The organism is Paraburkholderia ribeironis (genome assembly GCF_900019265.1).
Lineage (GTDB): Bacteria > Pseudomonadota > Gammaproteobacteria > Burkholderiales > Burkholderiaceae > Paraburkholderia > Paraburkholderia ribeironis.
Map to the genome: position 1 here is coordinate 176,441 of NZ_CYGX02000027.1, position 26,379 is coordinate 202,819.

27 protein-coding genes and 1 tRNA gene are annotated in these 26,379 nt (G+C 63.4%); 17 read left to right on the forward strand and 11 right to left on the reverse strand.

The window, feature by feature from the left end:
• Positions 1 to 138 precede the first annotated feature (138 nt).
• The 7 genes from BN2475_RS13740 to BN2475_RS13770 form a co-directional block, all read right to left on the reverse strand.
• A complete protein-coding gene (locus BN2475_RS13740) occupies positions 139 to 762 on the reverse strand; it encodes a diacylglycerol kinase (RefSeq protein ID WP_094780126.1) in 624 nt (207 codons plus the stop codon).
• 20 nt (positions 763 to 782) lie between these two features.
• Positions 783 to 1,814 (reverse strand): glycosyltransferase family 4 protein, encoded by a 1,032-nt coding sequence (locus tag BN2475_RS13745; RefSeq protein ID WP_094780057.1) that lies wholly within the window; start codon positions 1,812 to 1,814, stop codon positions 783 to 785.
• A 28-nt stretch (positions 1,815 to 1,842) separates the two neighbouring features.
• Positions 1,843 to 2,784, reverse strand: coding sequence for a UDP-2,3-diacylglucosamine diphosphatase (locus tag BN2475_RS13750; RefSeq protein ID WP_094780058.1), 942 nt, complete (start codon positions 2,782 to 2,784; stop codon positions 1,843 to 1,845).
• 157 nt (positions 2,785 to 2,941) lie between these two features.
• Positions 2,942 to 3,463 carry an RDD family protein gene (locus BN2475_RS13755; RefSeq protein WP_094780059.1) on the reverse strand — a complete coding sequence of 174 codons (522 nt, stop codon included), beginning with the start codon at positions 3,461 to 3,463 and terminating at the stop codon, positions 2,942 to 2,944.
• A 19-nt stretch (positions 3,464 to 3,482) separates the two neighbouring features.
• Positions 3,483 to 4,244, reverse strand: a complete 762-nt coding sequence (locus BN2475_RS13760; protein WP_094780060.1) for a DUF3106 domain-containing protein — start codon at positions 4,242 to 4,244, stop codon at positions 3,483 to 3,485.
• 16 nt (positions 4,245 to 4,260) lie between these two features.
• Entirely contained in the window at positions 4,261 to 4,683 is a 423-nt protein-coding gene (locus tag BN2475_RS13765) for a DUF3619 family protein (protein WP_094780061.1), read from the reverse strand.
• Entirely contained in the window at positions 4,680 to 5,243 is a 564-nt protein-coding gene (locus BN2475_RS13770) for an RNA polymerase sigma factor (protein WP_094780062.1), read from the reverse strand. Before BN2475_RS13770 ends, BN2475_RS13765 begins: the two co-directional genes overlap by 4 nt.
• 364 nt (positions 5,244 to 5,607) lie before the next feature.
• On the opposite strand from BN2475_RS13770, the gene BN2475_RS13775 reads away from it, so the two are divergent.
• The 6 genes from BN2475_RS13775 (at position 5,608) to BN2475_RS13800 (ending at position 12,688) form a co-directional block, all read left to right on the forward strand.
• A complete protein-coding gene (locus tag BN2475_RS13775; RefSeq protein ID WP_094780063.1) occupies positions 5,608 to 7,371 on the forward strand; it encodes an acetolactate synthase 3 catalytic subunit in 1,764 nt (587 codons plus the stop codon).
• A 124-nt stretch (positions 7,372 to 7,495) separates the two neighbouring features.
• Positions 7,496 to 7,987 (forward strand): acetolactate synthase small subunit, encoded by a 492-nt coding sequence (gene ilvN / locus BN2475_RS13780; protein ID WP_094780064.1) that lies wholly within the window; start codon positions 7,496 to 7,498, stop codon positions 7,985 to 7,987.
• A gap of 116 nt (positions 7,988 to 8,103) precedes the next feature.
• A complete protein-coding gene (gene ilvC, locus BN2475_RS13785) occupies positions 8,104 to 9,120 on the forward strand; it encodes a ketol-acid reductoisomerase (RefSeq protein WP_008920617.1) in 1,017 nt (338 codons plus the stop codon).
• A 130-nt stretch (positions 9,121 to 9,250) separates the two neighbouring features.
• Complete coding sequence (locus BN2475_RS13790) at positions 9,251 to 9,889, forward strand: phosphatidylserine decarboxylase (RefSeq protein WP_094780065.1); 639 nt, start codon at positions 9,251 to 9,253, stop codon at positions 9,887 to 9,889.
• Between the two features lie 24 nt (positions 9,890 to 9,913).
• Positions 9,914 to 10,783, forward strand: a complete 870-nt coding sequence (gene pssA, locus BN2475_RS13795) for a CDP-diacylglycerol--serine O-phosphatidyltransferase (RefSeq protein WP_094780066.1) — start codon at positions 9,914 to 9,916, stop codon at positions 10,781 to 10,783.
• 357 nt (positions 10,784 to 11,140) lie between these two features.
• Positions 11,141 to 12,688, forward strand: a complete 1,548-nt coding sequence (locus BN2475_RS13800) for a 2-isopropylmalate synthase (RefSeq protein WP_094780067.1) — start codon at positions 11,141 to 11,143, stop codon at positions 12,686 to 12,688.
• Between the two features lie 171 nt (positions 12,689 to 12,859).
• Here BN2475_RS13800 and BN2475_RS13805 read toward each other — a convergent pair whose 3' ends face one another.
• The 4 genes from BN2475_RS13805 to BN2475_RS35495 form a co-directional block, all read right to left on the reverse strand.
• Positions 12,860 to 14,440, reverse strand: a complete 1,581-nt coding sequence (locus BN2475_RS13805; RefSeq protein WP_094780068.1) for a SulP family inorganic anion transporter — start codon at positions 14,438 to 14,440, stop codon at positions 12,860 to 12,862.
• Positions 14,441 to 14,636: 196 nt separating this feature from the next.
• Positions 14,637 to 15,272: a carbonic anhydrase gene (locus BN2475_RS13810; protein ID WP_094780069.1), complete on the reverse strand. Its 636-nt coding sequence runs from the start codon at positions 15,270 to 15,272 to the stop codon at positions 14,637 to 14,639.
• Between the two features lie 218 nt (positions 15,273 to 15,490).
• Positions 15,491 to 16,042, reverse strand: a complete 552-nt coding sequence (locus tag BN2475_RS13815) for a hypothetical protein (protein ID WP_094780070.1) — start codon at positions 16,040 to 16,042, stop codon at positions 15,491 to 15,493.
• 149 nt (positions 16,043 to 16,191) lie between these two features.
• Entirely contained in the window at positions 16,192 to 16,557 is a 366-nt protein-coding gene (locus BN2475_RS35495) for a hypothetical protein (protein WP_245841305.1), read from the reverse strand.
• Here BN2475_RS35495 and BN2475_RS13820 point away from each other — a divergent pair.
• From BN2475_RS13820 to BN2475_RS13870, 11 genes are all read left to right on the forward strand, one after another.
• On the forward strand, positions 16,499 to 17,710 hold the full coding sequence (locus BN2475_RS13820) for a branched-chain amino acid ABC transporter substrate-binding protein (RefSeq protein ID WP_245841304.1): 1,212 nt from the start codon (positions 16,499 to 16,501) through the stop codon (positions 17,708 to 17,710). The genes BN2475_RS35495 and BN2475_RS13820 overlap by 59 nt on opposite strands.
• Positions 17,711 to 17,895: 185 nt before the next feature.
• Entirely contained in the window at positions 17,896 to 18,168 is a 273-nt protein-coding gene (gene rpsO / locus BN2475_RS13825; RefSeq protein WP_094780072.1) for a 30S ribosomal protein S15, read from the forward strand.
• Positions 18,169 to 18,506: 338 nt separating this feature from the next.
• Positions 18,507 to 20,654, forward strand: a complete 2,148-nt coding sequence (gene pnp, locus BN2475_RS13830) for a polyribonucleotide nucleotidyltransferase (protein ID WP_174641947.1) — start codon at positions 18,507 to 18,509, stop codon at positions 20,652 to 20,654.
• Positions 20,655 to 20,852: 198 nt separating this feature from the next.
• Positions 20,853 to 21,869, forward strand: coding sequence for an NAD(P)H-quinone oxidoreductase (locus BN2475_RS13835; protein WP_094780128.1), 1,017 nt, complete (start codon positions 20,853 to 20,855; stop codon positions 21,867 to 21,869).
• A gap of 121 nt (positions 21,870 to 21,990) precedes the next feature.
• Positions 21,991 to 22,773 carry a triose-phosphate isomerase gene (gene tpiA, locus BN2475_RS13840; protein WP_094780073.1) on the forward strand — a complete coding sequence of 261 codons (783 nt, stop codon included), beginning with the start codon at positions 21,991 to 21,993 and terminating at the stop codon, positions 22,771 to 22,773.
• 82 nt (positions 22,774 to 22,855) lie between these two features.
• Positions 22,856 to 23,224 (forward strand): preprotein translocase subunit SecG, encoded by a 369-nt coding sequence (gene secG / locus BN2475_RS13845; protein ID WP_094780074.1) that lies wholly within the window; start codon positions 22,856 to 22,858, stop codon positions 23,222 to 23,224.
• 112 nt (positions 23,225 to 23,336) lie between these two features.
• Positions 23,337 to 23,421, forward strand: a tRNA-Leu gene (locus BN2475_RS13850).
• 162 nt (positions 23,422 to 23,583) lie between these two features.
• A complete protein-coding gene (locus BN2475_RS13855; RefSeq protein WP_094780129.1) occupies positions 23,584 to 23,943 on the forward strand; it encodes an NADH-quinone oxidoreductase subunit A in 360 nt (119 codons plus the stop codon).
• Between the two features lie 63 nt (positions 23,944 to 24,006).
• Positions 24,007 to 24,486: a NuoB/complex I 20 kDa subunit family protein gene (locus BN2475_RS13860; protein WP_006052903.1), complete on the forward strand. Its 480-nt coding sequence runs from the start codon at positions 24,007 to 24,009 to the stop codon at positions 24,484 to 24,486.
• Positions 24,487 to 24,507: 21 nt separating this feature from the next.
• Positions 24,508 to 25,110: an NADH-quinone oxidoreductase subunit C gene (locus tag BN2475_RS13865; RefSeq protein ID WP_094780075.1), complete on the forward strand. Its 603-nt coding sequence runs from the start codon at positions 24,508 to 24,510 to the stop codon at positions 25,108 to 25,110.
• Positions 25,111 to 25,119: 9 nt separating this feature from the next.
• On the forward strand, positions 25,120 to 26,373 hold the full coding sequence (locus BN2475_RS13870) for an NADH-quinone oxidoreductase subunit D (protein ID WP_094780076.1): 1,254 nt from the start codon (positions 25,120 to 25,122) through the stop codon (positions 26,371 to 26,373).
• The last annotated feature ends 6 nt before the right edge of the window (positions 26,374 to 26,379 follow it).

The following is a 26,379-nucleotide window of genomic DNA, read 5'->3' on the forward strand; positions in this document are numbered from 1 at the left end:
GTTTTCTTGTGAGACTATCGGGCGATTATAAACCGAGCGTTCTAATACCAAGCGGCTAGCCAGGGTTTTCATGCGTTGCGCCGGCTCCCGCGCAGCCCCACGCCCTTCAATGTTTCAGGTCGACACGCTACGCGCGTGTCATCCCCATGCGTCAATCCAATGCACGACGAGCGGTCCGACGATCAGCAGCCACGTCATCACGCACATGCCGAGCGTGACCATCACGGCCGCGCTGCCGAGGTCTTTCGCGCGGCGCGACAGTTCATGGCGTTCGAGCGAAATCCGGTCGATCGCCGCTTCCACGCTCGAATTCAGCAACTCGACAATCAGCACCAGCAGCACCGAGCCAAGCAGCAGCACGCGCGCCACCGGCTCGACCGGCACCAGCAGGGCGCAGGGAACCAGGATCGCGGCGAGCGTGAGCTCCTGACGAAACGCGCTCTCCTCGCGAATGGCAACGCGAAACCCGGCGAGCGAATTTTTCATCGCGTGCCATGCGCGGGTCAGGCCGCGATTGCCCTTGTACGGATTGAACGGCAGCGGCGCGAGCGGATCGTCGGGGCTGAGCGGTTCGTGCGGCGTGTCGCTGGCGACGCGCTTCGCGTGACGGCCGTTCAAACCATGCTCGGGGTCGGCACGATCCGGTATGACGGGTTCGCTGACATCGCCAAACGGCTCGGCGTTCGCGCCATCGCGCTCGGCATCGACGGCGCGCAGCGCGCCGTTCGACGCGCGCCTTGCGGTGGATGGGCTGGGTCGCATGGACGGCTGCGTGCGTCGCATCACGCGGCGGCGCCTTCCTCGCGATACGACGTGTGCGGCAGCGGTTTCAGATGCGCGGCGAATTGCGCGGACGCCGCCGCCCACGAGTAGCGCTCGGCCCATGCGCGCGCCACGCTGCGATCGATCTTCAGCGCTTCGAGGCAGGCCTCGCGCAGATCCTCATGCATCGCGCCCGCGCCGCCGTCGCCGAGCACGTCGATCGGACCGGTGACCGGATAGGCCGCCACCGGTGTGCCGCACGCGAGCGCTTCGAGCAGCACGAGCCCGAAGGTGTCGGTGCGGCTCGGGAACACGAAGACGTCCGCTGCCGCGTACACCTTCGCGAGTTCGGCTTGCGTGAGCACGCCGAGATAGTTCGCCTGCGGATAGCGCGACTTCAACTCGGCGAGCGCCGGACCTTCGCCCGCGACCCACTTTGAGCCAGGCAGGTCGAGTTGCAGAAACGCCTCGACGTTCTTCTCGACCGCCACGCGTCCCACATAGAGGAAGATCGGCCGCGCCGAGTTGAGCACCTTCGAGTCCATCTGGTGAAAGATCTCCAGGTCGACGCCGCGGCTCCACAGCACGACATTCGTGAAGCCGAACTTTTCGAGGTCGCGCTTGACCACGGGCGTCGGCGCCATCACGGCCAGCGACGGCTTGTGAAACCAGTGCAGGAACTTGTAGGTCGCGGCGAGCGAAATGCCGAAGCGCGCCTGCACGTACTCCGGAAAGCGCGTGTGATAAGCGGTCGTGAAGGGCAGCTTGTGGCGCAGCGCATAGGCGCGTGCGGCCATGCCGAGCGGGCCTTCGGTGGCGATGTGCAACGCGTCGGGCGCGAAGCGGTCGATGCGCTCGCGCAGCTTGCGGCGCGGCAGCAGCGACAGGCGGATCTCGGGGTAGGTCGGGCAGGGGATGGTTCTGAATTCGAGCGGCGTCAGCAGGTCGACGTGATGACCGAGCGCGGTGAGTTCGCGCGTGGTGTTTTTCAGCGTGCGAACGACGCCATTGACCTGCGGTTCCCATGCGTCGGTGACGATCATGATCTTCATCGGTTTCGGCCCAGTGGAAGTTGAGGGGCTAGGCGGTCGCCCGGGCCTTCTGCGCGCCGGCTTGCGGGGCGCGCAGCGTGGTCCAGTAGATCACCTTGAGTTCGCCTTCGTACGTCTCGACGAGCGCCGACAGACTCTCGACCCAGTCGCCGTCGTTGCAATACAGCACGCCGTCGATCTCGCGCATCTCGGCTTTGTGAATGTGCCCGCAGACCACGCCATCGCAGCCGCGGCGGCGCGCTTCGTCGGTCATCACCTGCTCGAACGACGAGATGAAGTTCACCGCGTTTTTCACCTGGTGCTTCAGGTACTGCGACAGCGACCAGTACGGGAAGCCGAGCCGGCTGCGGATCCGATTGAACCAGCGGTTCAGGACCAGGATCATCGTGTAGAGCGTGTCGCCGAGATAGGCGAGCCACTTGGCGTGCTGGATCACGCCGTCGAACAGATCGCCGTGCACGATCCACAGGCGCTTGCCGGCCAGCGTGGTGTGAAACGCCTCGCCGCGCACGTGGATGTCGCCGAACGCGAGGTCGCAGAACTGGCGCGCGGCTTCGTCGTGATTGCCGGGCACGTAGATGACCTGGGTGCCTTTGCGCGCTTTGCGCAGCACTTTCTGCACGACGTCGTTGTGCGCCTGCGGCCAGTACCAGCCCTTCTTCAACTGCCAGCCGTCGATGATGTCGCCGACCAGGTACAGATACTCCGACTCGTTGTGGCGCAGGAAGTCGAGCAGATAGGGCGCCTGGCAGCCGCTGGAACCGAGATGGATGTCGGATAGCCAGATGGTGCGATAGCGGTGCGGGTCGGCGTGTTCGTCGTCAGGCTGGCCGGCGTGCGCGCTGAGCGGGGGCGCCACCGGCAACGGCAAGCCGTGCTGGCCGGGGTTCGGGTGCGGGCGGAACGCGACGGTGTCGACGCTCGGGCCGGTCTGGCGGAACAGGGAAGTCGCGGACGTCTTGGGGTCCATGGCTCACGCGTCGGGTTGCGGTGCCCGTATTGGGCCAGGCGCGCGTGACTGCGCCATGACAGTCATGAGAAGTTCTTATTACTGCGGGCTTGTTGTTGCGGGGTTAATGCGGGGGGCTTATTGCGGGGGGCGGGCACCACTTGCGCGGCGCAACGGTTCAGCGCGTGACTCCGATCACGCGTGTGCCGGCGAGCCGGTCATGCAGGAATCGCCGCTGCGGATCGAAGCGGCCAGTGGCGGCCCACAGCACGAACCAGAGCGCGGCGATCGCGAGCGTCTGCGGCAGGCGCAGTCCCAGCAGCGGATGCAGCGCGAGCGGCGGCAGGAACCACAGCCATGTGAGCACGTAGCGGACGATCGCCCGGCCGGTGGACAGCGGTGAGCCGTCGGCGGCGACGACCCGCAGGCGCCAGGTTTTCATCGGCAGGGTCTGGCCGCCGTGGGTCCAGAACCAGACGAAGTACAGACCGACCACGAGGCCGATCCATGCAGCAAGCATATTGTGATGGGTCAGCCCGTTGCGTTGCTGAGTCAGCGTGCTGAACAGATAGCCGGCGAAGAACACCACGCCGAACAGCAGCAGCGCTTCGTAGCCGAGCGCCGCGAGGCGCCGTCGGACGGTGGGGGCGATGCCGGGTGCGGCGGCTGGCGGTGGCGCGGTGGTCAGCGGCTGGGGCACGGCGTGGGCGGGGGGCGGGTCAGGAGCCGTTGAAGATCGACGGCGCTTCGGCCGGCGAGACTGGCACCGGCGTGGCGGGCACGAAGCTGCCCGCGGCCGGAATCCCCGGCATGGCGGCCGGGGCCGGCGGCGTGGCCAGTGGCACGGCGCTCGCCGCCGCCACTACGCTGCTTGCACCGTGCTCGCGCGCATTGACGAGGCGATCGAGTCCCTTGATTTCGTGGTGCGCCGACGGCGGCGCGCTGACGATGCTCGGCCGCCGCTTGCGCTCGCTGGCGGCCAACCGTTCCTTCTGTTCCTCGGGCAACAGCTGATAGGCCTGCCACGCGTTCTGACGGGCCTCGCGCGGCAATTCCTTCGACACCTGGTAGTTTTCACGTGCGACGCGCCGTTGATCGGGCGTCATGCGCACCCATTCGCTCATGCGGTCATGCAGGCGCTTTTGCGCGTCGGGCGACATCTTGGGATAGCGCGACGCAATCTTGATCCATTTTCGTTTGCGTTCGTCGCTGAACGAATCCCACTGGGTTTCGAACGGCGCGAGTGCGAGATGCTCGGCCGGCGTCAGGCGCGACCACGCCATTGGGCTGTTGCTGCCGGGCAGGCTGGGCAATTCGACGGCAAGCGCCGGGGCGGGCGCCCTGACGGCGGCATTGCCGCCCGCCGCGGGGCCGCCGGCCGGTGACAGGCTCGGGTGGAAGCGCGGATACGTGGCGGCGAACGACACCAGCGCTGCGATCGTGCATCCGAAAACAACGGCGAGGCCGCGCTTGTAACTCACCCGAAGGATCTCCCGCTCAGTGGGCGCGTGAAAGGTACGCGTTGAAACCGTGGTCAAGGTAGGCATTGAGCGGCAGGTCGTCGCTCAGCATCGCGGCATCGATATCGGCGAGTTCGGCGGTGCGCTGCTGGTCTTCCCAGTAGGCAATCCCGACAAGACTCACGATCAGTGCGACGAGCGGCCAGGCGAGCGCGAAGCGGCGCAGCGGCGAACGGCGGCGCCGCGGGAAATCGACTTGCGGCATACCGGCCGGCATGCCGGCGAAAGTAGGCACGAATACCGGCGCGCTCACGGTTTCGGGCTTCCTGCGGGCAAGCGCGGCACGGCGCGCCGCGGCGAGTCGATCGACGGTAGCGGACGGAATGCTGGCGGCGGTTTCGTCGAGCGCGCGGCGCACCTGGCGCGCGAACTCGAGTTCTTTGGTTTCGAGGGAGCTCATAGGGTGATTCCTTTGGCCTTGAGCGCTTGCGCCAGCGTGTGGGCGGCCCGCGAGCAGTGCGTTTTCACGCTGCCTTCGGAGCAGCCCATCGCGGCGGCAGTCTCGGCGACATCCATATCCTCCCAATAACGCATGAGAAACGCCTCCCGTTGACGTGCCGGCAACTTCTGGATTTCGTTGTCGATCAACTGCAAGACCTGTTCGCGTTCGAGCTTCTGCTCGTTGCTCTCGGCGCCGACCGAGCCTGGTTGGGCCTCGAAGGTCTCCAGCGGGTCGAATTCGTCGTCGTCGGCACTGCCCAGCGACGAGAACAGACTCACCCACGTATTGCGCACTTTGGCACGACGGAAATAGTCGTGCATCGCATTCTGCAGAATACGCTGAAACAGCAGCGGAAGTTCGGCCGCGGGACGATCGGCATATTTTTCGGCGAGCTTGATCATCGCGTCCTGCACGATGTCGAGCGAGGCGTCGTCGTCCCGCACGGCGTAGACCGTCTGCTTGAATGCGCGCCTTTCGACGCCCGCCAGAAAATCGGCGAGTTCCTTGTCTGATGCCATCCGTTTTGGGGTCGGCGCAGCGGAAGTGCGCGTAATCGGTCGAAAAATGTCGTAAAACTCGCGGATGCTAACAAACTTTTGCGCCGTCTGGGGCGAAAGGTGGTCCTGCCTTGCATCCGAATATCAGGACCGTGGTCGATTCCGGTCAATATCGGGACGTGGGGGCAGTTCGGCAGGCAATATTTGCTTGACCGCGTGCGCATCTGCAGCTATCTTCGCTGGTTCGCAACATAAGTGACTTGTCTCAATTGAGGTGTGGCCCAAGAAGCCCGCCTGTCAACTGGACGCGCCGCTTGAACCCGAGCCACAAGCCCGGCAGAGAGCACCCGATCAATTTTTTGCCGAAAATTCGAAAGGTGAATAAATGAATATGCCCAGCGCGGAATTCTCCACGTCGGATACGACTCCCCCTCACGAAGCTGACTCTATCGGCGCCACCGTGCTCATGAAGGCACTGGCCGACGAAGACGTCGAGTTCATCTGGGGCTATCCCGGCGGCTCGGTACTCTACATTTACGACGAGCTGTACAAGCAGGACAAATTCCAGCACGTCCTCGTGCGCCACGAGCAGGCCGCGGTCCACGCCGCCGACGCATATGCGCGTTCCACTGGCAAAGTCGGCGTGTGTCTCGTCACTTCCGGCCCCGGCGTCACCAACGCGGTCACCGGCATCGCCACCGCGTACATGGACTCCATCCCGATGGTGGTGATCAGCGGCCAGGTGCCGACCGCCGCGATCGGCCAGGATGCATTCCAGGAGTGCGACACGGTCGGCATCACGCGTCCCTGCGTGAAGCACAACTTCCTCGTGAAGGACGTGCGCGACCTCGCCGCCACCGTCAAGAAAGCGTTTTACATCGCCCGTACCGGCCGCCCCGGCCCGGTGCTGATCGACATTCCGAAAGACGTGTCGAAGGCGCCTTGCCAATATGAGCCGATCAAAAGCGTTTCGCTGCGCTCGTACAATCCGGTCACCAAGGGCCACTCCGGCCAGATCCGCAAGGCGGTCTCGCTGCTGCTGTCGGCCAGGCGCCCGTACATTTATACCGGCGGCGGCATCATCCTCGCGGACGCATCGCGTGAGCTGAACCAGTTCGCCGATCTGCTCGGCTATCCCGTCACCAACACGTTGATGGGGCTGGGCGGCTACCGCGCGAGCGACAAGAAGTTCGTCGGCATGCTCGGCATGCACGGCACGTACGAAGCCAACATGGCGATGCAGCACTGCGACGTGCTGATCGCAATCGGCGCGCGCTTCGACGACCGCGTGATCGGCGACCCGGCGCACTTCGCGTCGTGCCCGCGCAAGATCATCCATATCGACATCGATCCTTCTTCGATCTCCAAGCGCGTCAAGGTCGACATTCCGATCGTCGGCGACGTGAAGGAAGTGCTGAAGGAGCTGATCGAGCAGCTGCAGACGGCCGAGCATGGCCCGGACGCCGCGGCGCTCGCCGACTGGTGGAAGGACATCGAAGCCTGGCGCGCGAAAGACTGCCTGAAGTACGACCGCAAGAGCGAGATCATCAAGCCGCAGTACGTGGTGGAAAAGGCGTGGGAGCTGACCGACGGCAATGCCTTCGTGTGTTCCGACGTCGGCCAGCACCAGATGTGGGCGGCGCAGTTCTACAAGTTCAACAAGCCGCGCCGCTGGATCAACTCCGGTGGCCTCGGCACGATGGGCTTCGGACTGCCGGCGGCGATGGGCGTGAAGATGGCCCACCCCGACGACGACGTGCTCTGCATCACGGGCGAAGGCTCGATCCAGATGTGCATCCAGGAGCTGTCGACCTGCAAGCAGTACGACACGCCCGTGAAGATCATTTCGCTGAACAACCGCTATCTGGGCATGGTGCGCCAGTGGCAGCAGATCGAATACAGCAAGCGCTATTCGCATTCGTACATGGATGCGCTGCCGGACTTCGTGAAGCTCGCCGAAGCGTATGGCCATGTCGGCATGCGTATCGAACGCACGGCCGACGTCGAGCCGGCGCTCAAGGAAGCGCTGCGCCTGAAAGATCGCACGGTGTTTCTCGATTTCCAGACCGATCCGACCGAAAACGTCTGGCCGATGGTCCAGGCCGGCAAGGGCATCACCGAGATGCTCATGGGTTCGGAAGATCTATAACGACGGCGTATTTGCGTAAATCGAGCGCCGGCTTCGCCATGCACGCCTTCAAAAAAGGCGCGGGCGGACGAAGCGGCGCCGACCCGCTCGCAGACATCGACAAAACATCTGGAAGAAGCGAAACATGAGACACATCATTTCCGTCCTGCTGGAAAACGAACCGGGCGCGTTATCACGCGTGGTTGGTCTCTTCTCGGCACGCGGCTACAACATTGAAACCTTGACGGTGGCTCCGACCGAAGACCGTTCGCTGTCGCGCATGACCATCGTCTCCATTGGCTCGGACGACGTGATCGAACAGATCACGAAGCATCTGAACCGCCTGATCGAGGTGGTGAAAGTGGTCGACCTTACCGAGGGCGCCCATATCGAGCGCGAGCTGATGTTGATCAAGGTGAGGGCGGTCGGCAAGGAGCGTGAGGAGATGAAGCGGATGTCGGACATTTTCCGCGGCCGCATCATCGACGTCACCGAAAAAACCTACACGATCGAACTGACGGGCGCGGCCGACAAGCTCGACGCCTTCATCGAAGGGATCGACTCCACGGCGATTCTCGAAACGGTCCGCACGGGCAGCTCGGGCATCGGCCGCGGCGAGCGCATCCTGAAGGTTTGACGCGCGGGGCACACGTCTCGATCGCGAGGCCGGGCAGCGCGTCATGGGTCCGGCCGGCAACACACTTCGCAGTATTAGAATTTCATTGATTCACCGAATTTAGCCAAGGAACCGACATGAAAGTTTTCTACGACAAGGACGCCGACCTCTCCCTGATCAAGGGCAAGCAGGTCACCATCATCGGCTATGGCTCGCAAGGCCATGCGCACGCGCTGAACCTGAAGGAAAGCGGCGTGAACATCACGGTCGGTCTGCGCAAGGGCGGCGCATCGTGGAGCAAGGCCGAGAACGCCGGCCTGCAGGTCAAGGAAGTGGCGGAAGCCGTCAAGGGCGCGGACGTCGTGATGATGCTGCTGCCGGACGAGCAGATCGCCGACGTCTACGCGAAGGAAGTGCACGCCAACATCAAGCAGGGCGCGGCGCTCGCGTTCGCGCACGGCTTCAACGTGCACTACGGCCAGGTGATTCCGCGCGCTGACCTCGACGTCATCATGATCGCGCCGAAGGCGCCGGGCCACACGGTGCGCGGCACCTACTCGCAAGGTGGCGGCGTGCCGCACCTGATCGCGGTTGCACAAGACAAGTCGGGCGCAGCACGTGACATCGCGCTGTCGTATGCAGCGGCGAACGGCGGCGGCCGTGCCGGCATCATCGAAACCAACTTCCGCGAAGAAACCGAAACCGACCTGTTCGGCGAGCAGGCCGTGCTGTGCGGCGGTACGGTCGACCTGATCAAGGCTGGCTTCGAAACGCTGGTGGAAGCGGGCTACGCGCCGGAAATGGCGTACTTCGAGTGCCTGCACGAACTGAAGCTGATCGTCGACCTGATCTACGAAGGCGGCATCGCGAACATGAACTACTCGATCTCGAACAACGCCGAATACGGCGAATACGTGACGGGTCCGCGTATCGTGACGGCTGAAACGAAGAAGGCGATGAAGGCCGTGCTGACCGACATTCAGACGGGCGAGTACGCGAAGAGCTTCATCATCGAAAACAAGGCCGGCGCACCGACGCTGCAATCGCGCCGCCGTCTGACGGCCGAGCACCAGATCGAACAGGTCGGTTCGAAGCTGCGCGCGATGATGCCGTGGATCGCGAAGAACAAGCTGGTCGACCAGTCGAAGAACTAAGCGACTCGACGCAGAGGTCCGGCCCGGCGCATCGCCGCCTCGGCCGGACAAGTCAAAAAGCCGCCCAGGGGTGCTGAACCCGGGGCGGCTTTTGCTATCCTACGGTTTTACAAAAATACAGAAGCCATCCATGAATTACCCTCATCCGATCATCGCGCGAGAAGGCTGGCCGTTCATCGCCATCGCGGCCGTCGTTGCATTACTGGTTCACGCCTTCGCGGGGTTCGGCTTTGCATGGCTGTTCTGGCTGATCCTGATCTTCATCGTGCAGTTCTTCCGCGACCCGGCCCGTCCGATTCCCACCCAGGCGAACGCGGTGCTGTGCCCCGCGGACGGCCGCATCGTCGCCGTCGAAAGTGCGCACGATCCGTATGCGAATCGTGAAGCGCTGAAGATCAGCGTGTTCATGAATGTCTTCAACGTCCACTCGCAGCGCTCGCCGGTGGATGGCGCGATCTCCAAGGTCGAATATTTCCCCGGCGCGTATCTGAATGCCGCGGTGGACAAGGCGTCGCTCGAAAACGAGCGCAATGCGGTGGTGATCGAAATGGCCGGTGGCCAGACCGTGACGTCGGTGCAGATCGCCGGTCTGATCGCGCGCCGTATTCTTTGCTACGTACGGGCAGGTGAGCCGCTTACCCGTGGCCAGCGCTATGGATTCATCCGCTTCGGCTCGCGCGTCGACGTGTATCTGCCGGTGGGCAGCCGCCCGCGCGTGTCGATTGGCGAGAAGGTGTCCGCGTCGTCCACGATCCTCGCTGAACTATAAAGCGGCAGACAGGAGGTTTTCGGAATGGCCGCATTCAAACCGCGTCGACCTCGCAACAGCGGACCGCTACCGCGGCCGTTTCGCCGCAACAAGCCGATCGTGACGGAGGCGTCGCCGGCTGTCGATAGCCGGCGCGCGCAGCGTCAGCAGTTCCTCAGAAAACGCGGCATTTATCTGCTGCCGAACGCCTTCACGACGGCCGCGCTGTTCTGCGGTTTCTTCGCCGTCGTGCAGGCCATGAACGTGCGCTTCGAGATCGCGGCCATCGCGATCTTCGTCGCGATGGTGCTCGACGGCATGGACGGCCGCGTCGCGCGCATGACGCATACGCAGAGCGCGTTCGGCGAGCAGTTCGACAGCCTGTCGGACATGGTGTCGTTCGGCGTTGCGCCCGCGCTCGTGATGTACGAGTGGATCCTGAAGGACCTCGGTCGCTGGGGCTGGCTCGCGGCGTTCGTCTACTGTTCGGGCGCGGCGTTGCGGCTGGCGCGCTTCAACACCAACATCGGCGTGGTCGACAAGCGTTTCTTCCAGGGCATGCCGAGCCCGGCCGCCGCCGCGCTGATCGCCGGTTTCGTGTGGCTCGCCACCGATAACCGCGTGCCGCTGAAGCTGGTCTGGCTGCCGTGGGTCGCGTTCGTGCTGACCATCTACGCCGGCGTGACGATGGTGTCGAATGCCCCGTTCTATAGCGGCAAGGCGCTGGATGTGCGGCATCGCGTGCCGTTCGGCGTGATTCTGCTGGTGGTGGTGGCCTTCGTGCTGGTGTCGTCCGATCCGCCGCTGATGCTGTTCGGCCTGTTCGTGCTTTATGGTCTGTCCGGCTACGTGTTTTGGGGTTATCAGGCGTTGCGGGGCAGGGGGAATCCGGCCCGTTCAGTAGCGCGGGACTGATAACGGCCTGGCATCGCGCAATCCGGCGGCGGCAGGAAAAACGGCATCCTTCGGGCTGCCGTTTTTCATTTGACGAGTCCGTCCCGCGGTGCCTCGCCGGCAGGTCTGACGCCAATTGCGTGGCGGCGGGAATGCCGCTATAGTCGTCGGATGACTGTGTTCACATCCGCTTCCGGGCAGCAACACGATGCTCGACAAACCGGCGTGCCAGTGCCGGCGCGGCTAGCGCATTGAGCGTCGCCAATCGTTTTGCCCTCCACCTGCCTCGTCTACGGTTGAGCGTCGCCAGCGGTGGCGCGAACACCCCAATTCCAAGATCCGATACCCCCATCTGAACGACTCCCGAGGAGACCCGACATGTCCGACAAACTGATCATTTTCGACACCACGTTGCGTGACGGCGAACAATCGCCCGGCGCGTCGATGACGAAGGAAGAAAAAATCCGCATCGCGAAGCAGCTCGAACGGATGAAAGTGGACGTGATCGAAGCGGGCTTCGCGGCCAGCTCGAATGGCGATTTCGATGCGATTCATACGATCGCGGGCCTGATCAAGGACAGCACGATCTGCTCGCTCGCCCGCGCGAACGACAAGGACATTCAGCGTGCCGCCGACGCGCTCAAACCGGCCGGTCATTTCCGCATCCACACTTTCATCGCGACGTCGCCGCTGCATATGGAAAAGAAGCTGCGCATGACACCGGACCAGGTGTTCGAGCAAGCGAAGCTGGCGGTGCGTTTCGCGCGCAAGTTCACCGACGACGTAGAGTTCTCGCCGGAAGACGGCAGCCGCTCGGACATGGATTTCCTGTGCCGCGTGCTCGAAGCGGTGATCGCGGAGGGGGCGACCACCATCAACATCGCGGACACAGTCGGCTATGGCGTGCCGGAACTGTATGGCCAGCTCGTGAAGACACTGCGCGAACGCATTCCGAACTCGCACAAGGCGGTGTTCTCGGTGCATTGCCATAACGACCTCGGCATGGCGGTGGCGAATTCGCTGGCCGGCGTGCAGATCGGCGGCGCGCGTCAGGTCGAGTGCACGATCAACGGTCTCGGCGAGCGCGCGGGCAACACGTCGCTCGAAGAAATCGTGATGGCGGTGAAGACCCGCAAGGATTACTTCGGCCTCGACGTCGGTCTCGATACAACCCAGATCGTGCCGACCTCGAAACTGGTGTCGCAGATCACCGGGTTCGTCGTGCAGCCGAACAAGGCGGTGGTCGGTGCAAACGCGTTCGCCCATGCTTCCGGCATTCACCAGGACGGCGTGCTGAAGGCGCGCGACACCTACGAAATCATGCGCGCTGAAGACGTGGGCTGGAGTGCGAACAAGATCGTGCTCGGCAAGCTGTCGGGGCGCAATGCGTTCAAGCAGCGTTTGCAGGAACTCGGCGTCGCGCTCGACAGCGAAGCGGAACTGAACGCCGCGTTCGCGCGCTTCAAGGAACTGGCCGACCGCAAGTCGGAAATCTTCGACGAGGACATCATCGCGATCGTTACCGAGGAATCGGCCGAAGCGCAGGAGAAGGAGCACTACAAGTTCCTGTCGCTGGCGCAGCATTCGGAAACCGGCGAACAGCCGCACGCGAAGATCGTGTTCTCGGTCGAAGGCAAGGAAGTCACCGGCGAAGCGCATGGCAACGGCCCCGTCGATGCCACACTCAATGCGATCGAAATGGAAGTGGGCAGCGGTTCGGAGCTGCTGCTGTACTCGGTCAACGCGATTACCACCGGCACGCAGGCTCAGGGTGAAGTGACCGTGCGGCTGTCGAAGAGCGGGCGCATCGTCAACGGCGTGGGCACGGATCCGGATATCGTCGCGGCTTCCGCGAAGGCGTATATCTCGGCGCTCAACAAGCTGTATTCGAGCGCCGACAAGCTGAATCCGCAGCGCTCGGAGTGACGCTTCGCGGTGCCGCCGCCGTGGCGCCGTGACGAACCGTCGAACAAAAGCCCCGCGCCGTAAAGGCGCGGGGCTTTTCTTTTGTTTTGCCGGGCAGGTCATCGTGCACGCGGCCAAGTCATTGGCATTGCGAGGCGCGCATTGCGGCGCTATCGGCGGACTTGCGCCGGGCTATTCCGCGGCCGTGCGCCGCATCGACCAGCCGCGTGCGGCGCGCGCCTGTGCCCGAACCTGATGCCGCACTTCGAAGGCGATCCCGCGGCGCGGCGCATCGGCCTCGAACGTGTCGAGCAGATCGCGCACGTCGTGGTCGACGAAATCGGCGCGCGTCGCATCGACGATCACGGTCGCGCCGTCGGGAATCTGCCGCAGGTAGTGCTTGAGCGGCACCTTGCCGAGAAACGACACGTCCTTGCGAAACGACAGCAGGTAATGATCGCCATGTTGCGCGAGCACGATCGGGCCGCGCAGGTTCGCATACAGCGCGAGCAGCACGCTGCACAGCATGCCGAGCACGATGCCGATCAGCAGATCGGTCGCGAGCACGCCGGCCAGCGTGACGATGAACGGTGCGAACGGCGCGAATCCCTGCCGCGCGAGCGCGACGAACAACGACGGTTTGGCGAGCTTCAGGCCCGTGAAAATCAGGATCGCCGCGAGGCACGCGAGCGGAATCAGATTGATCACGCCGGTGAGTGCAAATACGCTGACGAGCAGCAATACGCCGTGAAAGATCGCCGACAGCCGGCTCTGCGCGCCCGCATGCACGTTGGCGGAACTACGCACGATCACCGACGTGATCGGCAGGCCGCCGATCGCACCTGCGATCAGATTGCCCACGCCCTGGGCCTTCAGCTCGCGATCCGCCGGCGCGGGACGTCGCTCGGGGTCGATCTGCTCGACCGCTTCCAGGCTCAACAGCGTTTCGAGACTCGCGACGATCGCCAGCGTGATGGCCACGCGCCAGACGTCGGGATTGACGAGTTGGACAAAGCGCGGCCCGAAGTCGACCCATCCGAGCGCAACCTGGAGCGCCGCGAACGATGCCAGCGACGGCAGTGCGACCCGATGCCCGGCGGGCGGCGCGAGCGACGGCGCCAGCAGACTCAACAGCAAGGTCGCGCCTATGCCCAGCAGCACCACCGCGAGCGGCGCCGGGATCAGGCGCACCAGCTTGAAGCGGCGTAGCGCGCGGGTTTCCCAGCCGATCAGGACCGCGAGCGAGAGCAACGTGATCGAACAGGCGATCAGCGAGATCGAACCGAACGGTGTCGGGATCGTGCCGGCCGCTCCCGCGATGGTTTGCATATCTAACGAATCGTCCGCGTCGAACAGGCCGAACGCGATGGGCAATTGCTTGACGATCAGCAGCACGCCGATCGCCGCGAGCATTCCCTTGATGACCGGCGACGGCACATAGGCGGCGAACCGGCCGGCCTTGAGCATACCGAAGCCGAACTGGATCGCGCCGGACAGCAGCACGGCCAGCAGGAAGGCCGAAAAGCTGCCGAGTTGCGCGATGCCATCGACGACGATCACGACCAGGCCCGCCGCCGGTCCGCTCACGCTCAGGCGCGAGCCGCTCAGCACGGCCACCACCAGACCGCCGACGATGCCCGACACCAGCCCGGCAAACGGCTCGACACCCGATGCATTGGCGATGCCCAGGCACAGCGGCAGCGCCACCAGGAAGACGACCGTGCCCGCTAGCAGATCGCGCTGAAAGGTGGGGAAAAAAGCTCGAAGGTTCATGGTATCGGTGCGGTGAGAGGGGACGGAAATGGGTGAAGGCTTCGGGAACGGATTCGGAAGCGGATTCGGGTCCTGCTCCGAAGCCCGCTGCGGTTCGAACCACGTTGCCGCAATCTGCGGGGCTATATGCGATGCACTCGGTGGCGTACTGAGCTGCGCACGCAGCGACACGCGTGCCCACACGCGCGGCGACGCACTAGGCAACGCTATGAACGGCGGTCGTGCAGGTCATCGCGTCGTCGGCTTCGTAGCCGGACGTGACGACCTTGATGCGCCCATCGTCGAGCGCGAAGACCCAGCCGTGGATGAGCGGCGCCGGTTCGGCTTGCCGCACGATCGGATTCGCGCGCAACTGGCGCACCTGTTCGAGCACGTTCAGTTCGGCGAGGCGGTCGACACGCTCATGCTCGCTCGCGCGAGCGTCCAGCGCTTCACGATGCGTGTTCGCAAGGGCGCAGAGCGGCGCGATCCGGCGATTCACATGCGGCAGCCCAGGGTCCGGCGGCAGCAGCGCCGCGCGCACGCCGCCGCAACCATAGTGGCCGCAGACGATCACATGCCCGACCTTCAGCACCCGCACCGCATATTCGAGGACGCTCGCGGAGTTGTCGTCGTCGGGATCAAAGAGGTTCGCGACGTTGCGGTGGACGAACAGATCGCCGGGCTCGCAATGTGTGATGGTTTCGGCGGGCACGCGGCTATCCGAGCAGCCGATCCACAGTACATGCGGATTCTGGCCTCGCGTCAGATCGCGAAAAAAGCCGGGGTTGCGCGCGACGGTTTCATGAGCCCAGGCGAGGTTGGCAACCAGCAGGCGTTTGGGACGGTTCATCGAGAGCGGCTCCGTAAGAGAGGGCGCATTGATTCGGGACTGCGGCACGCCTTGTGCGTGGCGGGCAGTCGAGGTGCCGCGCCGGATCAATTCTTACGAAAGCCTTTCTATCAAAAAATAAATCCGCCGTGCGCGAAATAAATTCGCACGCATGCGTCATAAAAAAAAAGCCGCCTGGGGAAGGCGGCTTCGTCGACGCTGGCGCATTGCAGGCGCGCTCAGAACATGTTGCGGCGATCCGGCTGGTGCAACGGGTCAGGCGTCTTTTGCGTGAGCCGCACAATGCCCTGCTCGTCGAAATAGAAGCTGTACATCATGTACCAGACGTTGTCTTCCAGGTAGCGGTAGGTCCAGACCTCGCGCTTCATCAATGGGAAGTACGACGTTTCGACCGGCCGGCCGAAATTCACCAGCACGTCGCTCCTGGTCCATTTGCCGATTTCGGCACGGTAGAACTCGTTCGGTTGCAGCACCTGGCGCACGTTGACGATCTTGCCGGCCGCGTCGATGTCGGCGGCGGTGGTGGTTTCGCCCATCGGCTGGGTCGGCCACATCAGCCGCTTGCCGCCGTCCGGCAAGTCGTAGGTTTCGCGCGGCGGACCGAGGCGCGCGATGATGGTCGATTGATCCGCCCCTTGCTGGTATTGCTGCCAGGGCTGCGCGCAGCCGGCCAGCGCCAACGCGCTCAGGCAGACCAGCGCCGCGCGCCGCAGACGTCCGCCGGTAGACGTTGCGGGTGAGGCCGCCGGGGCGTGATGGCGGTTGAACATGGTTTCCTCCGATCGCGTATGAGTAGCGGTTTTTATCATCGAGACGCTTATTTTGACACGCGCTGCGGCGCAAGACCGGCGCGTCGTGCAGGCCTGTGTGCCTGCTACGGTAACGGTCGCGCCGGCTTGCCTATTCCGTGCGGGTCGTCCTATGATCCGCGCTTCGACGACTCAAGCGGGGCAGTGACGATGGCGATGTGGCAACGGGCGGCGGCAGTCGCATTGACGGCGATCTGGGCGGCCACGGCGGCTTGTGCGGCAAATGCGGCGGCGGGGGCGACAGCCACGACAGGCGCAGCAAGCACGGCGTTGGCGAACTCCTCAGCGAGCCCGCCAGCGAGCGCGACAGTCAGCCCGCCAGCGAGCCCGCCAGCGAGCCCGCCAGCCAGCCCGCCAGCCAGCCCGACAGCCAGCCCGACAGCCAGCCCGACAGCCAGCCCGACAACGAACGCCGCCATCAAGCCCACCGGCAAACCCACCGGTACGCCAATCCAGCTTGCGCTGATCGAAGGCATGTCCGGCCCGTTCGCGAACGCGGGCGCGGCGGTCGAGCGCAACCTGCGCTTCGGCGTTGAGCAGGTGAATGCGCATGGCGGCGTGAAGCTCGCCGACGGCGCGCATCCGTTCGAACTGGTGGTGCTGGACAGCAAGGGCGGCACCGAAGAGGCGCTCACGCAACTGCGCGCGGCCGCCGACCGCCATATCGGCTACATCATGCAAGGCAATAGCTCGGCGGTCGCCGCCGCGCTGATCGGCGCGATCGACAAGCAGAACAGCCGCGAACCGGGCAACCGCGAACTGTTCCTCAACTATTCTGCCGACGACCCCGCGCTGACCAACGCGAACTGCAGCTTCTGGCACTTCCGCTTCGACGCGCACGCAGGCATGCGCATGGATGCGCTGGCCGACGTGATCCAGCGCGACAAGGCGGTGAAGAAGGTGTATCTGCTGAATCAGGATTACAGCTTCGGGCACGACGTCAGCAGCCTCGCGCGTTCGGCGCTGGCGGTGAAGCGCCCGGATATCGCGGTGGTCGGCGACGAATTTCATCCGATTGGCCGCGTGAAGGATTTCGCGCCCTACATCGCGAAGATCCGCGCGAGCGGAGCGGACGCCGTGATCACCGGCAACTGGGGCAACGACCTGACGCTGCTCGTCAAGGCTGCGCGTGAACAGGGGCTGGACACCCGGTTCTACACGTTTTACGGCAACAGCCTCGGCGCGCCGGCCGCGCTGGGCGACGCGGGCGTCGGCCATGTGATCGCGGTCGCCGACTGGCATCCGAACGTGGGCGGCGCCGCTTCCGATGCGTGGTACGGTGCGTTCCGCGCCCGTTTCCCAGCCGCTCAGGACGATTACCCGGTGCTGCGCATGCCCCTGATGATCGAAACCCTGGCCGCGGCGATGACCCGCGCCGGCAGCGCCGATCCGACGGCCGTCGCGAAAGCCCTCGAGGGGATCCGTTTCGACAACGGCTTTCACGCATCGTGGATGCGCGCCGATGACCATCAACTGATTCAGCCCCTTTACGTGATGGAAATGGCTAAAGCCGGCGCGCCGGGCGTGCGTTTCGACAACGAAGGCTCAGGCTACGGATTCCGCACGGTGTTGGCGTTGCCGCCCGGGCGCACCGTTGTGCCGACCGTCTGCAAGATGCAGCGGCCGTGAGGCGCGCCGCGCACACGATCCGCTCCGGTGCAGCGGGGTTCGCGGCCGGACCGGCCTGTGCTACAATACGCGTCCCGTTGTGGAGCAGGGTTTAAAGCAGGGTTGTTCCCCTGCCACGCACACGGGGTAGTCCACGGCACGGCCTTTCTTCCGTGACCGCCTGTCTAGTTCTCAAGGAAATTGACATGTCCGCAGTTGATACAAGCAAGAAGTCCGAAGTCGTCGCGCAATTCGCACGCGCAGCTAACGACACGGGTTCCCCCGAAGTTCAGGTCGCGCTGCTCACGACCCGCATTAACGAACTGACCGGTCACTTCAAGGAACACTCGAAAGATCACCACAGCCGCCGCGGTCTGCTGCGCATGGTGAGCCGCCGTCGCAAGCTGCTCGACTACCTGAAGGGCAAGGACGCGGATCGTTACCGCAGCCTGATCGAGAAGCTGGGTCTGCGTAAGTAATCGGCCAGTCGTTCAGCAAGATGCCTGTGTCAGTACCCACTGATACAGGCATTTTGTTTTTGCACGGTGCGCTTCATGTGACGCGCACCGCCTGTGGTCCGCAGTGGCGTGCCGGTGCATGCGGCGAGTGCAGGAAAGAGCAGTATCAGCAGTAGAAGCAGTACAACAGGCAAGGAAACACGGCCGGGCTTCAGGGCAGAGTTTTGTGTCATTCCAGCGGTTCGCGCGCATCGGGCGTGGTTCTCTGGAATGGCATAACACGACTCTTCCCGTGTGGCGCCGGTCCCGGCGTTGCCGCGCCGCTTCTGGTCCGCGCGGCATTACGATGAGGAAAAGCAATGACTATGTTCAACAAGATCGTCAAAGAATTTAAGTGGGGGCAACATAACGTTCGCCTCGAAACCGGCGAAATCGCTCGTCAGGCAAGCGGCGCGGTGATCGTCGACGTCGAAGACACCGTCGTGCTGGCTACCGTGGTCGGTGCCAAGACGGCCAAACCGGGCCAGGACTTCTTCCCGCTGACGGTCGACTACCTCGAAAAGACCTACGCCGCCGGCAAGATTCCGGGTGGTTTCTTCCGCCGCGAAGGCCGTCCGTCGGAAGGCGAAACGCTGATCTCGCGCCTGATCGACCGTCCGCTGCGTCCGCTGTTCCCGGAAGGCTTCTACAACGAAGTCCAGGTCGTCGTGCATGTCCTGTCGCTGAATCCGGAAATCCCCGCCGACATCCCCGCGCTGATCGGCGCGTCGGCGGCGCTCGCCGTGTCCGGTCTGCCGTTCAACGGTCCGGTCGGCGCAGCACGCGTGGCCTACATCAACAACGAATACGTGTTGAACCCGACGCGTCCGCAAATGAAGGAGTCGGCGCTCGACCTAGTCGTCGCGGGTACGGAGCGCGCGGTGCTGATGGTCGAATCGGAAGCGCAGCAGCTGAGCGAAGAAGTGATGCTCGGCGCCGTGGTGTTCGGCCATGAGCAGATGCAGATCGCGATCGACGCGATCCACGATCTGGTCCGCGAAGGCGGCAAGCCGGAATGGGACTGGCAACCGGCGGCGAAGAACGAACCGCTGATTGCACGCGTGACGGAACTGGCGCAAGCCGACCTGCTCGCGGCTTACCAGATCCGTGACAAGCAGGCGCGTTCGACCAAGCTGAAGGAAGTCTACGCAGGCACGTCGGCCAGGCTCGAAGAAGAAGCAGCGGCAGCGGGCACGGTGGCAGCCGACAAGGCAACCGTCGGCAACGTGCTGTTCGACATCGAAGCGAAGATCGTCCGTAGCCAGATCCTGAACGGCGAACCGCGTATCGACGGCCGCGACACGCGCACCGTGCGTCCGATCGAAATCCGTACCGGCGTGCTGCCGCGTACTCACGGTTCGGCCCTGTTCACGCGCGGCGAAACCCAGGCACTGGTGGTCGCGACGCTGGGCACGAAGGGCGACGAGCAGAACATCGACGCACTCGAAGGCGAGTACCGCGAACGCTTCATGCTCCACTACAACATGCCGCCGTTCGCGACCGGCGAAACGGGCCGCGTCGGTTCGCCGAAGCGCCGTGAAATCGGTCACGGCCGTCTGGCCAAGCGCGCGCTGGCTGCGTGCCTGCCGAGCGCCGACGAGTTCGGCTACTCGATCCGTGTGGTGTCGGAAATCACCGAATCGAACGGTTCGTCGTCGATGGCTTCGGTGTGCGGCGGCTGCCTCGCGCTGATGGACGCCGGCGTGCCGATGAAGGCGCACGTCGCCGGCATCGCGATGGGCCTGATCCTCGAAGGCAATCGGTTCGCCGTGCTGACCGACATCCTCGGCGACGAAGATCACCTCGGCGACATGGACTTCAAGGTGGCGGGTACCGAACAAGGCGTGACCGCGCTGCAGATGGACATCAAGATCCAGGGCATCACGAAGGAAATCATGCAGGTCGCCCTCGCGCAAGCGAAGGAAGGCCGTATGCACATCCTCGGCAAGATGACCGCGGCGGTATCGGGTGCGAATACGCAGTTGTCGGAGTTCGCACCGCGCATGATCACCATCAAGATTAACCCGGAAAAGATCCGCGACGTGATCGGCAAGGGTGGCTCGGTGATCCGCGCGCTGACCGAGGAAACCGGTACGACGATCGATATTTCGGACGACGGCGTCGTCACCATCGCGAGCACGAGCAGCGAGGGGATGGCCGAAGCGAAGAAGCGTATCGAGAACATCACGCTGGAAGTCGAAGTGGGCCAGGTGTACGAAGGCACCGTGCTCAAGCTGCTCGATTTCGGCGCGATCGTGAACATCCTGCCGGGCAAGGACGGTCTGCTGCATATCTCCGAAATCGCCAACGAGCGCATCAAGGACATCAACGACTACCTGAAGGACGGCCAGCAGGTGAAGGTCAAGGTCATCCAGACGGACGAGAAGGGCCGCGTGCGTCTGTCGGCCAAGGCGTTGCTGAACGAAGCCGCGAATGGCGCGCCGCAAGGCGAACCGACGCCGCAGTAACGCGGTAGCGGGGCAACGGCCGGCAGCGCAGATGCGCGCCGGCCGTTTTTCATGCAGGATGGATTGCCTTGCAGACACACAGCAGCATGGCGAGGCGGGTACCCTATTTGCTTGGGGTGCTAGGCCGAAGGTCGAACGAATCGTGTCGCGGCCAGCAAGCAGCGTATGCAGTGCAATCCATTCTTGGAGTTGACGCAGATGAAAGCGATCGAAATCACCGAATTCGGTGCGCCGGACGTCCTCAAGTTGGCCGAGCGGCCGACGCCGCAGCCCAAAGCGGGCGAGGTGCTGATCAAGGTGGCGGCATCCGGCATCAATCGTCCGGACGTGTTCCAGCGCAAGGGCGGCTATGCGCCGCCGCCGGGCGCGTCGGATCTGCCGGGGCTGGAGGTGGCGGGCGAGATCGTCGGCGGTGCGATCGACGCGAGGAACAACCCGTTTGGTCTGAAGATCGGCGATCGCGTGTGCGCGTTGCTGGCCGGCGGCGGCTACGCGGAGTACGCGAGCGCGCCGCTGTTGCAATGTTTGCCGGTGCCGGCGGGTCTGTCGGATGTCGAGGCCGCTTCGCTGCCGGAAACTTTCTTCACGGTGTGGAGCAACGTGTTCGACCGTGCGCAGCTCGGCCGCGGCGAAGGCGCGCCGAACGAGACGTTGCTGGTGCAGGGTGGCTCGAGCGGCATTGGCGTGACGGCGATCCAGATTGCGCACGCGCTGGGCTTTCGCGTGTTCGCGACCGCCGGCTCGGATGACAAGTGCCGCGCATGCGAGGCGTTGGGCGCCGAACGCGCGATCAACTACAAGACGGAAGATTTCGTCGAAGTGATCAAGTCGTTGACCAACGACCGTGGCGTCGACGTGGTCCTCGACATGGTTGCGGGTAGCTATGTGCCGCGTGAGCTTACGGCGTTGGCCGACGGCGGGCGCATCGTGCTGATCGCGTTGCTGGGCGGCGCCAAAGCGGAACTGAATCTGAACGAAGTGTTGCGACGCCGTTTGACCATTACGGGTTCGACGCTGCGTCCGCGACCGATCGAATTCAAGGCGAAGATTGCCGCGCAGCTCAAGGAGCAGGTGTGGCCGCATCTCGAAGCGGGTCGCATCAAGCCGGTGGTGCATCGGGTGTTTCCGGCCGCGCAGGCTGCCGACGCGCATGCGCTGATGGAAAGCAGCACGCATGTCGGCAAGATCGTGTTGACTTGGGGTCAGGACGCTTGACACGGCCGGTTTGACCCGATCCACCCCACGCAGTAAAATTACGCGTTTTGCGCACGCCGAACGAACCGCAAGGCGGACTGTTAGCGCAAACAAGGTTCGCCGCCCAAGACAAGACGAGACGATGTTGAAACAACAACGAGCCAAACTGGTAGTGGGTAACTGGAAGATGCACGGGCGTCTCGCCGCGAATGCCGCGCTGTTGCAGGCGGTGGTGCAAGGCTCGGACGAAATGCCGGCCGACGTGCGCGTTGGTGTATGCGTGCCGAGTCCGTATCTCGCGCAGACTCAATTGTTGCTGGAAGGCAGCCGGGTTGCGTGGGGCGTGCAGGACGTTTCCGCGTTCACGCATGGCGCCTATACCGGCGAGGTGGCTGCGCCGATGGTAGTGGATTTCGGCGCCACGTTCGCGATCGTCGGACACTCGGAGCGCCGTGCCTATCATCGTGAAAGCGCCGAGCTGGTTGCGGTGAAAACGCAGCGCGCGCTGGAGGCGGGTTTGACGCCGATCGTCTGCGTGGGTGAAACGCTCGAAGAGCGCGAAGCCGGTTCGACCGAGCGGGTGGTCGGCGCGCAGCTGGATGAAGTGCTGGCGAAGCTGTCGGTGCAAGAGGCAGCGCGCCTCGTGGTCGCATATGAGCCGGTCTGGGCGATTGGCACCGGCAAGAGCGCGAGCTCGGAGCAGGCGCAGGCAGTCCACGCGTTCCTGCGTGCGCGTCTGGCGGCAAAGGGCGCGGCGGTGGCGGATGTGCCGCTGCTGTACGGCGGCAGCGTGAAGCCGGAAAATGCGGAAGAATTATTCCGTCAATCGGATATCGACGGCGGCCTGATTGGCGGCGCGTCGTTGAAAGACCAGGATTTCCTGGCGATCTGCAAGGCCGCGGCCGCGACGAGCGTCGCCGGTTAAGCAGGGCGCTTCGGCGAGGACCGTCCCGTCCCGCGCAACACATCGTGTGCGGCGCGGTTAAATAAAGACTCAGGTGAGTGTGATGCTGTATTTGAAAACATTGATTATCGTCGTTCAGCTGTTGTCGGCACTCGGGGTCATTGGCCTTGTCTTGCTGCAGCACGGCAAAGGCGCCGATATGGGCGCCGCTTTTGGCAGCGGCGCATCGGGTAGTCTGTTCGGCGCGACCGGCTCGGCAAACTTCTTGTCACGCACGACGGCTGTGCTCGCAGCGCTGTTTTTTGTCACGACGCTGGCGCTCACTTACCTCGGTGCGTATCGGGCGAAGCCTTCTGCTGGCGTGCTGGGCGCGGCGGTCACTGCACCGGTCACTGCTGCTGCGCCTGTCGCTGGCTCGCCTGCGGTGGCAGCATCGCCTGCGACCGTGCCGGCCACTAACGTGCCGAAATAAATTTTCGTTCAAAGTACTTTTGTGCGTTGAACAATCTGTTTAAACAAGTTAGAATTCAAGTCTTGAAGCGATTCGCGGGTTTTACAAGTTGTTTTCCCGGATTGCATGCAGTGCCGACGTGGTGAAATTGGTAGACACGCTATCTTGAGGGGGTAGTGGCGAAAGCTGTGCGAGTTCGAGTCTCGCCGTCGGCACCAAAATGTTATCTAAATGCCAGCCGCTTGCTTCGCTTCGGCTGGCATTTTCACTTTCAGGGCACGGCTTGCGTTGGGCTTGCAGCATGTGCGTTTCGGAAGTGATTTCGCGTCAGGAGTGCTATGCTCCTGACGGCACTCAGAACCAACCGATTGAGGATAGTCTTGAACCTCGCAGCCTATTTCCCCGTCTTGTTGTTCCTCATTGTAGGCACCGGTTTAGGCGTAGCACTGGTCAGCATTGGCAAGATCCTCGGTCCCAACAAGCCCGATACCGAGAAAAACGCACCCTACGAGTGCGGCTTCGAAGCATTCGAAGATGCGCGCATGAAGTTCGACGTGCGCTACTACCTCGTCGCCATTCTCTTCATTATTTTCGACCTTGAAACCGCGTTCCTGTTCCCGTGGGGCGTGGCCTTGCGTGATATCGGCTGGACCGGCTTCATTGCAATGATGATTTTCCTGCTCGAGTTCCTGCTTGGCTTCGCCTACATCTGGAAGAAGGGCGGCCTCGACTGGGAATGATGGATTAATCGCCGGTTTGCGTGGGTGGCCATGGCTTGCCACCCTGTCTGGAGTGGAAAGCAAATGAGTATCGAAGGGGTCTTGAAGGAAGGGTTTGTCACCACTACGGCAGACAAACTGATCAACTGGACGCGCACCGGCTCGTTGTGGCCGATGACGTTCGGTCTTGCGTGCTGTGCGGTCGAGATGATGCATGCGGGTGCTGCCCGTTATGACCTCGACCGTTTTGGCGTGGTGTTTCGTCCGAGTCCGCGTCAGTCGGACGTGATGATCGTCGCCGGCACGCTGTGCAACAAGATGGCGCCCGCTCTGCGCAAGGTCTACGACCAGATGGCCGAGCCGCGCTGGGTGATCTCGATGGGCTCGTGCGCTAACGGTGGCGGCTATTACCACTACTCGTACTCGGTAGTGCGTGGCTGCGACCGCATCGTGCCGGTCGACGTCTATGTGCCGGGCTGCCCGCCCACCGCGGAAGCGCTGGTGTATGGCGTGATCCAGTTGCAGGCCAAGATTCGCCGCACCAACACCATCGCCCGTCAATAAGGCCAACGCCTCCCCCACAATATGGCAAGCAAACTCGAGTCCCTGAAAGCGAACCTCGAGGCGGCCTTTGGCGGCCTCCTGCTGAGCACCACCGAGGCAGTCGGTGAGTTGACGATCGTCGTGAAGGCAAGCGACTACCTCAACGTGGCAACGCGTCTGCGTGACGACCGCTCGCTCGGGTTCGAGCAGTGCATCGATCTGTGCGGCGTCGACTATCAGACTTATGCCGACGGCGCTTACGACGGTCCGCGTTTCGCGGCCGTTCTGCATTTGCTGTCGGTGCAGAACAACTGGCGTTTGCGCCTGCGCGTGTTCGCACCGGACGACGACATGCCGATCGTGCCGTCTGTCGTCGAAATCTGGAATTCGGCCAACTGGTACGAGCGCGAAGCATTCGACCTGTACGGCATCGTCTTCGAAGGCCATCCGGACCTGCGCCGCATCCTGACCGACTACGGTTTCATCGGTCACCCGTTCCGTAAAGATTTCCCCGTCTCCGGCTACGTCGAAATGCGTTACGACCCGGAAGAGAAGCGCGTCGTCTATCAGCCTGTGACGATCGAGCCGCGGGAAATCACGCCGCGCGTGATCCGCGAGGATCGCTATGGCGGTCTGAAACACTAAGAGAACGCCATGGCAGAGATCAAGAACTACACGCTCAACTTCGGTCCTCAGCATCCGGCAGCGCACGGCGTGCTGCGTCTCGTGCTCGAGCTCGACGGCGAAGTCATTCAGCGCGCCGATCCGCACATCGGTCTGCTGCATCGCGCGACCGAAAAGCTCGCCGAAACCAAAACGTTTATCCAGTCGGTGCCGTACATGGACCGTCTCGACTACGTGTCGATGATGGTCAACGAGCACGGCTACGTGTTGGCGATCGAGAAGCTGCTCGGCATCGATGTGCCGGTGCGCGCGCAATACATCCGCGTACTGTTCGACGAAATCACGCGCGTGCTGAACCACCTGATGTGGATCGGCTCGCACGCGCTCGACGTCGGCGCAATGGCCGTGTTCCTGTATGCGTTCCGCGAGCGCGAAGACCTGATGGACGTGTACGAAGCGGTGTCCGGCGCACGGATGCACGCGGCCTACTATCGTCCGGGCGGCGTCTATCGCGATCTGCCGGACGCTATGCCGCAGTACAAGGCGTCGAAGATCCGCAATGCGAAGGCATTGTCGAGGATGAACGAGAACCGTCAGGGTTCGCTGCTCGATTTCATCGACGATTTCTTCACGCGCTTCCCGAAGTACGTCGACGAGTACGAAACGCTGCTCACCGACAACCGGATCTGGAAGCAGCGTCTTGTCGGGATCGGCGTGGTCAGCCCCGAACGTGCGCTGCAACTCGGCATGACCGGTGCGATGCTGCGCGGTTCGGGCATCGAGTGGGATCTGCGCAAGAAGCAGCCGTATGAAGTCTACGACAAGCTCGATTTCGACATTCCGGTTGGCGTGAACGGCGACTGTTACGACCGCTATCTGGTGCGCGTCGAAGAAATGCGCCAATCCACGCGGATTGCGAAACAGTGCATTGAGTGGCTGCGCAAGAATCCGGGCCCTGTGATGACCGACAACCACAAGGTTGCGCCGCCGTCGCGCGTCGGCATGAAGTCGAACATGGAAGATCTGATTCACCACTTCAAGCTGTTCACGGAAGGCTTCCACGTTCCCGAAGGTGAAGCGTACGCCGCTGTCGAACATCCGAAGGGCGAGTTCGGCATCTACCTGATCTCGGACGGCGCCAACAAGCCGTATCGCCTGAAGATCCGCGCACCGGGCTATGCGCACCTGGCCGCGCTCGACGAAATGGCGCGCGGTCACATGATCGCCGACGCCGTGACGATCATCGGCACGCAGGACATCGTGTTCGGCGAAATAGATCGCTAGGACGTA

Excerpts from the sequence above, each read along its gene's own strand:
- BN2475_RS13740 (WP_094780126.1), bottom strand. The coding sequence starts at position 762 with ATGCGACCCAGCCCATCCACCGCAAGGCGCGCGTCGAACGGCGCGCTG.
- secG (WP_094780074.1), top strand. The coding sequence starts at position 22,856 with ATGCTGTATTTGAAAACATTGATTATCGTCGTTCAGCTGTTGTCGGCA.
- ilvN (WP_094780064.1), top strand. The coding sequence starts at position 7,496 with ATGAGACACATCATTTCCGTCCTGCTGGAAAACGAACCGGGCGCGTTA.
- BN2475_RS13745 (WP_094780057.1), bottom strand. The coding sequence starts at position 1,814 with ATGAAGATCATGATCGTCACCGACGCATGGGAACCGCAGGTCAATGGC.
- BN2475_RS13805 (WP_094780068.1), bottom strand. The coding sequence starts at position 14,440 with ATGAACCTTCGAGCTTTTTTCCCCACCTTTCAGCGCGATCTGCTAGCG.
- BN2475_RS13800 (WP_094780067.1), top strand. The coding sequence starts at position 11,141 with ATGTCCGACAAACTGATCATTTTCGACACCACGTTGCGTGACGGCGAA.
- pssA (WP_094780066.1), top strand. The coding sequence starts at position 9,914 with ATGGCCGCATTCAAACCGCGTCGACCTCGCAACAGCGGACCGCTACCG.
- BN2475_RS13860 (WP_006052903.1), top strand. The coding sequence starts at position 24,007 with ATGAGTATCGAAGGGGTCTTGAAGGAAGGGTTTGTCACCACTACGGCA.
- rpsO (WP_094780072.1), top strand. The coding sequence starts at position 17,896 with ATGTCCGCAGTTGATACAAGCAAGAAGTCCGAAGTCGTCGCGCAATTC.
- BN2475_RS13810 (WP_094780069.1), bottom strand. The coding sequence starts at position 15,272 with ATGAACCGTCCCAAACGCCTGCTGGTTGCCAACCTCGCCTGGGCTCAT.
- BN2475_RS13765 (WP_094780061.1), bottom strand. The coding sequence starts at position 4,683 with ATGAGCTCCCTCGAAACCAAAGAACTCGAGTTCGCGCGCCAGGTGCGC.
- BN2475_RS13815 (WP_094780070.1), bottom strand. The coding sequence starts at position 16,042 with ATGTTCAACCGCCATCACGCCCCGGCGGCCTCACCCGCAACGTCTACC.
- BN2475_RS13870 (WP_094780076.1), top strand. The coding sequence starts at position 25,120 with ATGGCAGAGATCAAGAACTACACGCTCAACTTCGGTCCTCAGCATCCG.
- ilvC (WP_008920617.1), top strand. The coding sequence starts at position 8,104 with ATGAAAGTTTTCTACGACAAGGACGCCGACCTCTCCCTGATCAAGGGC.
- pnp (WP_174641947.1), top strand. The coding sequence starts at position 18,507 with ATGACTATGTTCAACAAGATCGTCAAAGAATTTAAGTGGGGGCAACAT.
- tpiA (WP_094780073.1), top strand. The coding sequence starts at position 21,991 with ATGTTGAAACAACAACGAGCCAAACTGGTAGTGGGTAACTGGAAGATG.
- BN2475_RS13750 (WP_094780058.1), bottom strand. The coding sequence starts at position 2,784 with ATGGACCCCAAGACGTCCGCGACTTCCCTGTTCCGCCAGACCGGCCCG.
- BN2475_RS13775 (WP_094780063.1), top strand. The coding sequence starts at position 5,608 with ATGAATATGCCCAGCGCGGAATTCTCCACGTCGGATACGACTCCCCCT.
- BN2475_RS13790 (WP_094780065.1), top strand. The coding sequence starts at position 9,251 with ATGAATTACCCTCATCCGATCATCGCGCGAGAAGGCTGGCCGTTCATC.
- BN2475_RS13835 (WP_094780128.1), top strand. The coding sequence starts at position 20,853 with ATGAAAGCGATCGAAATCACCGAATTCGGTGCGCCGGACGTCCTCAAG.
- BN2475_RS13770 (WP_094780062.1), bottom strand. The coding sequence starts at position 5,243 with ATGGCATCAGACAAGGAACTCGCCGATTTTCTGGCGGGCGTCGAAAGG.
- BN2475_RS13865 (WP_094780075.1), top strand. The coding sequence starts at position 24,508 with ATGGCAAGCAAACTCGAGTCCCTGAAAGCGAACCTCGAGGCGGCCTTT.
- BN2475_RS35495 (WP_245841305.1), bottom strand. The coding sequence starts at position 16,557 with ATGCCTTCGATCAGCGCAAGCTGGATTGGCGTACCGGTGGGTTTGCCG.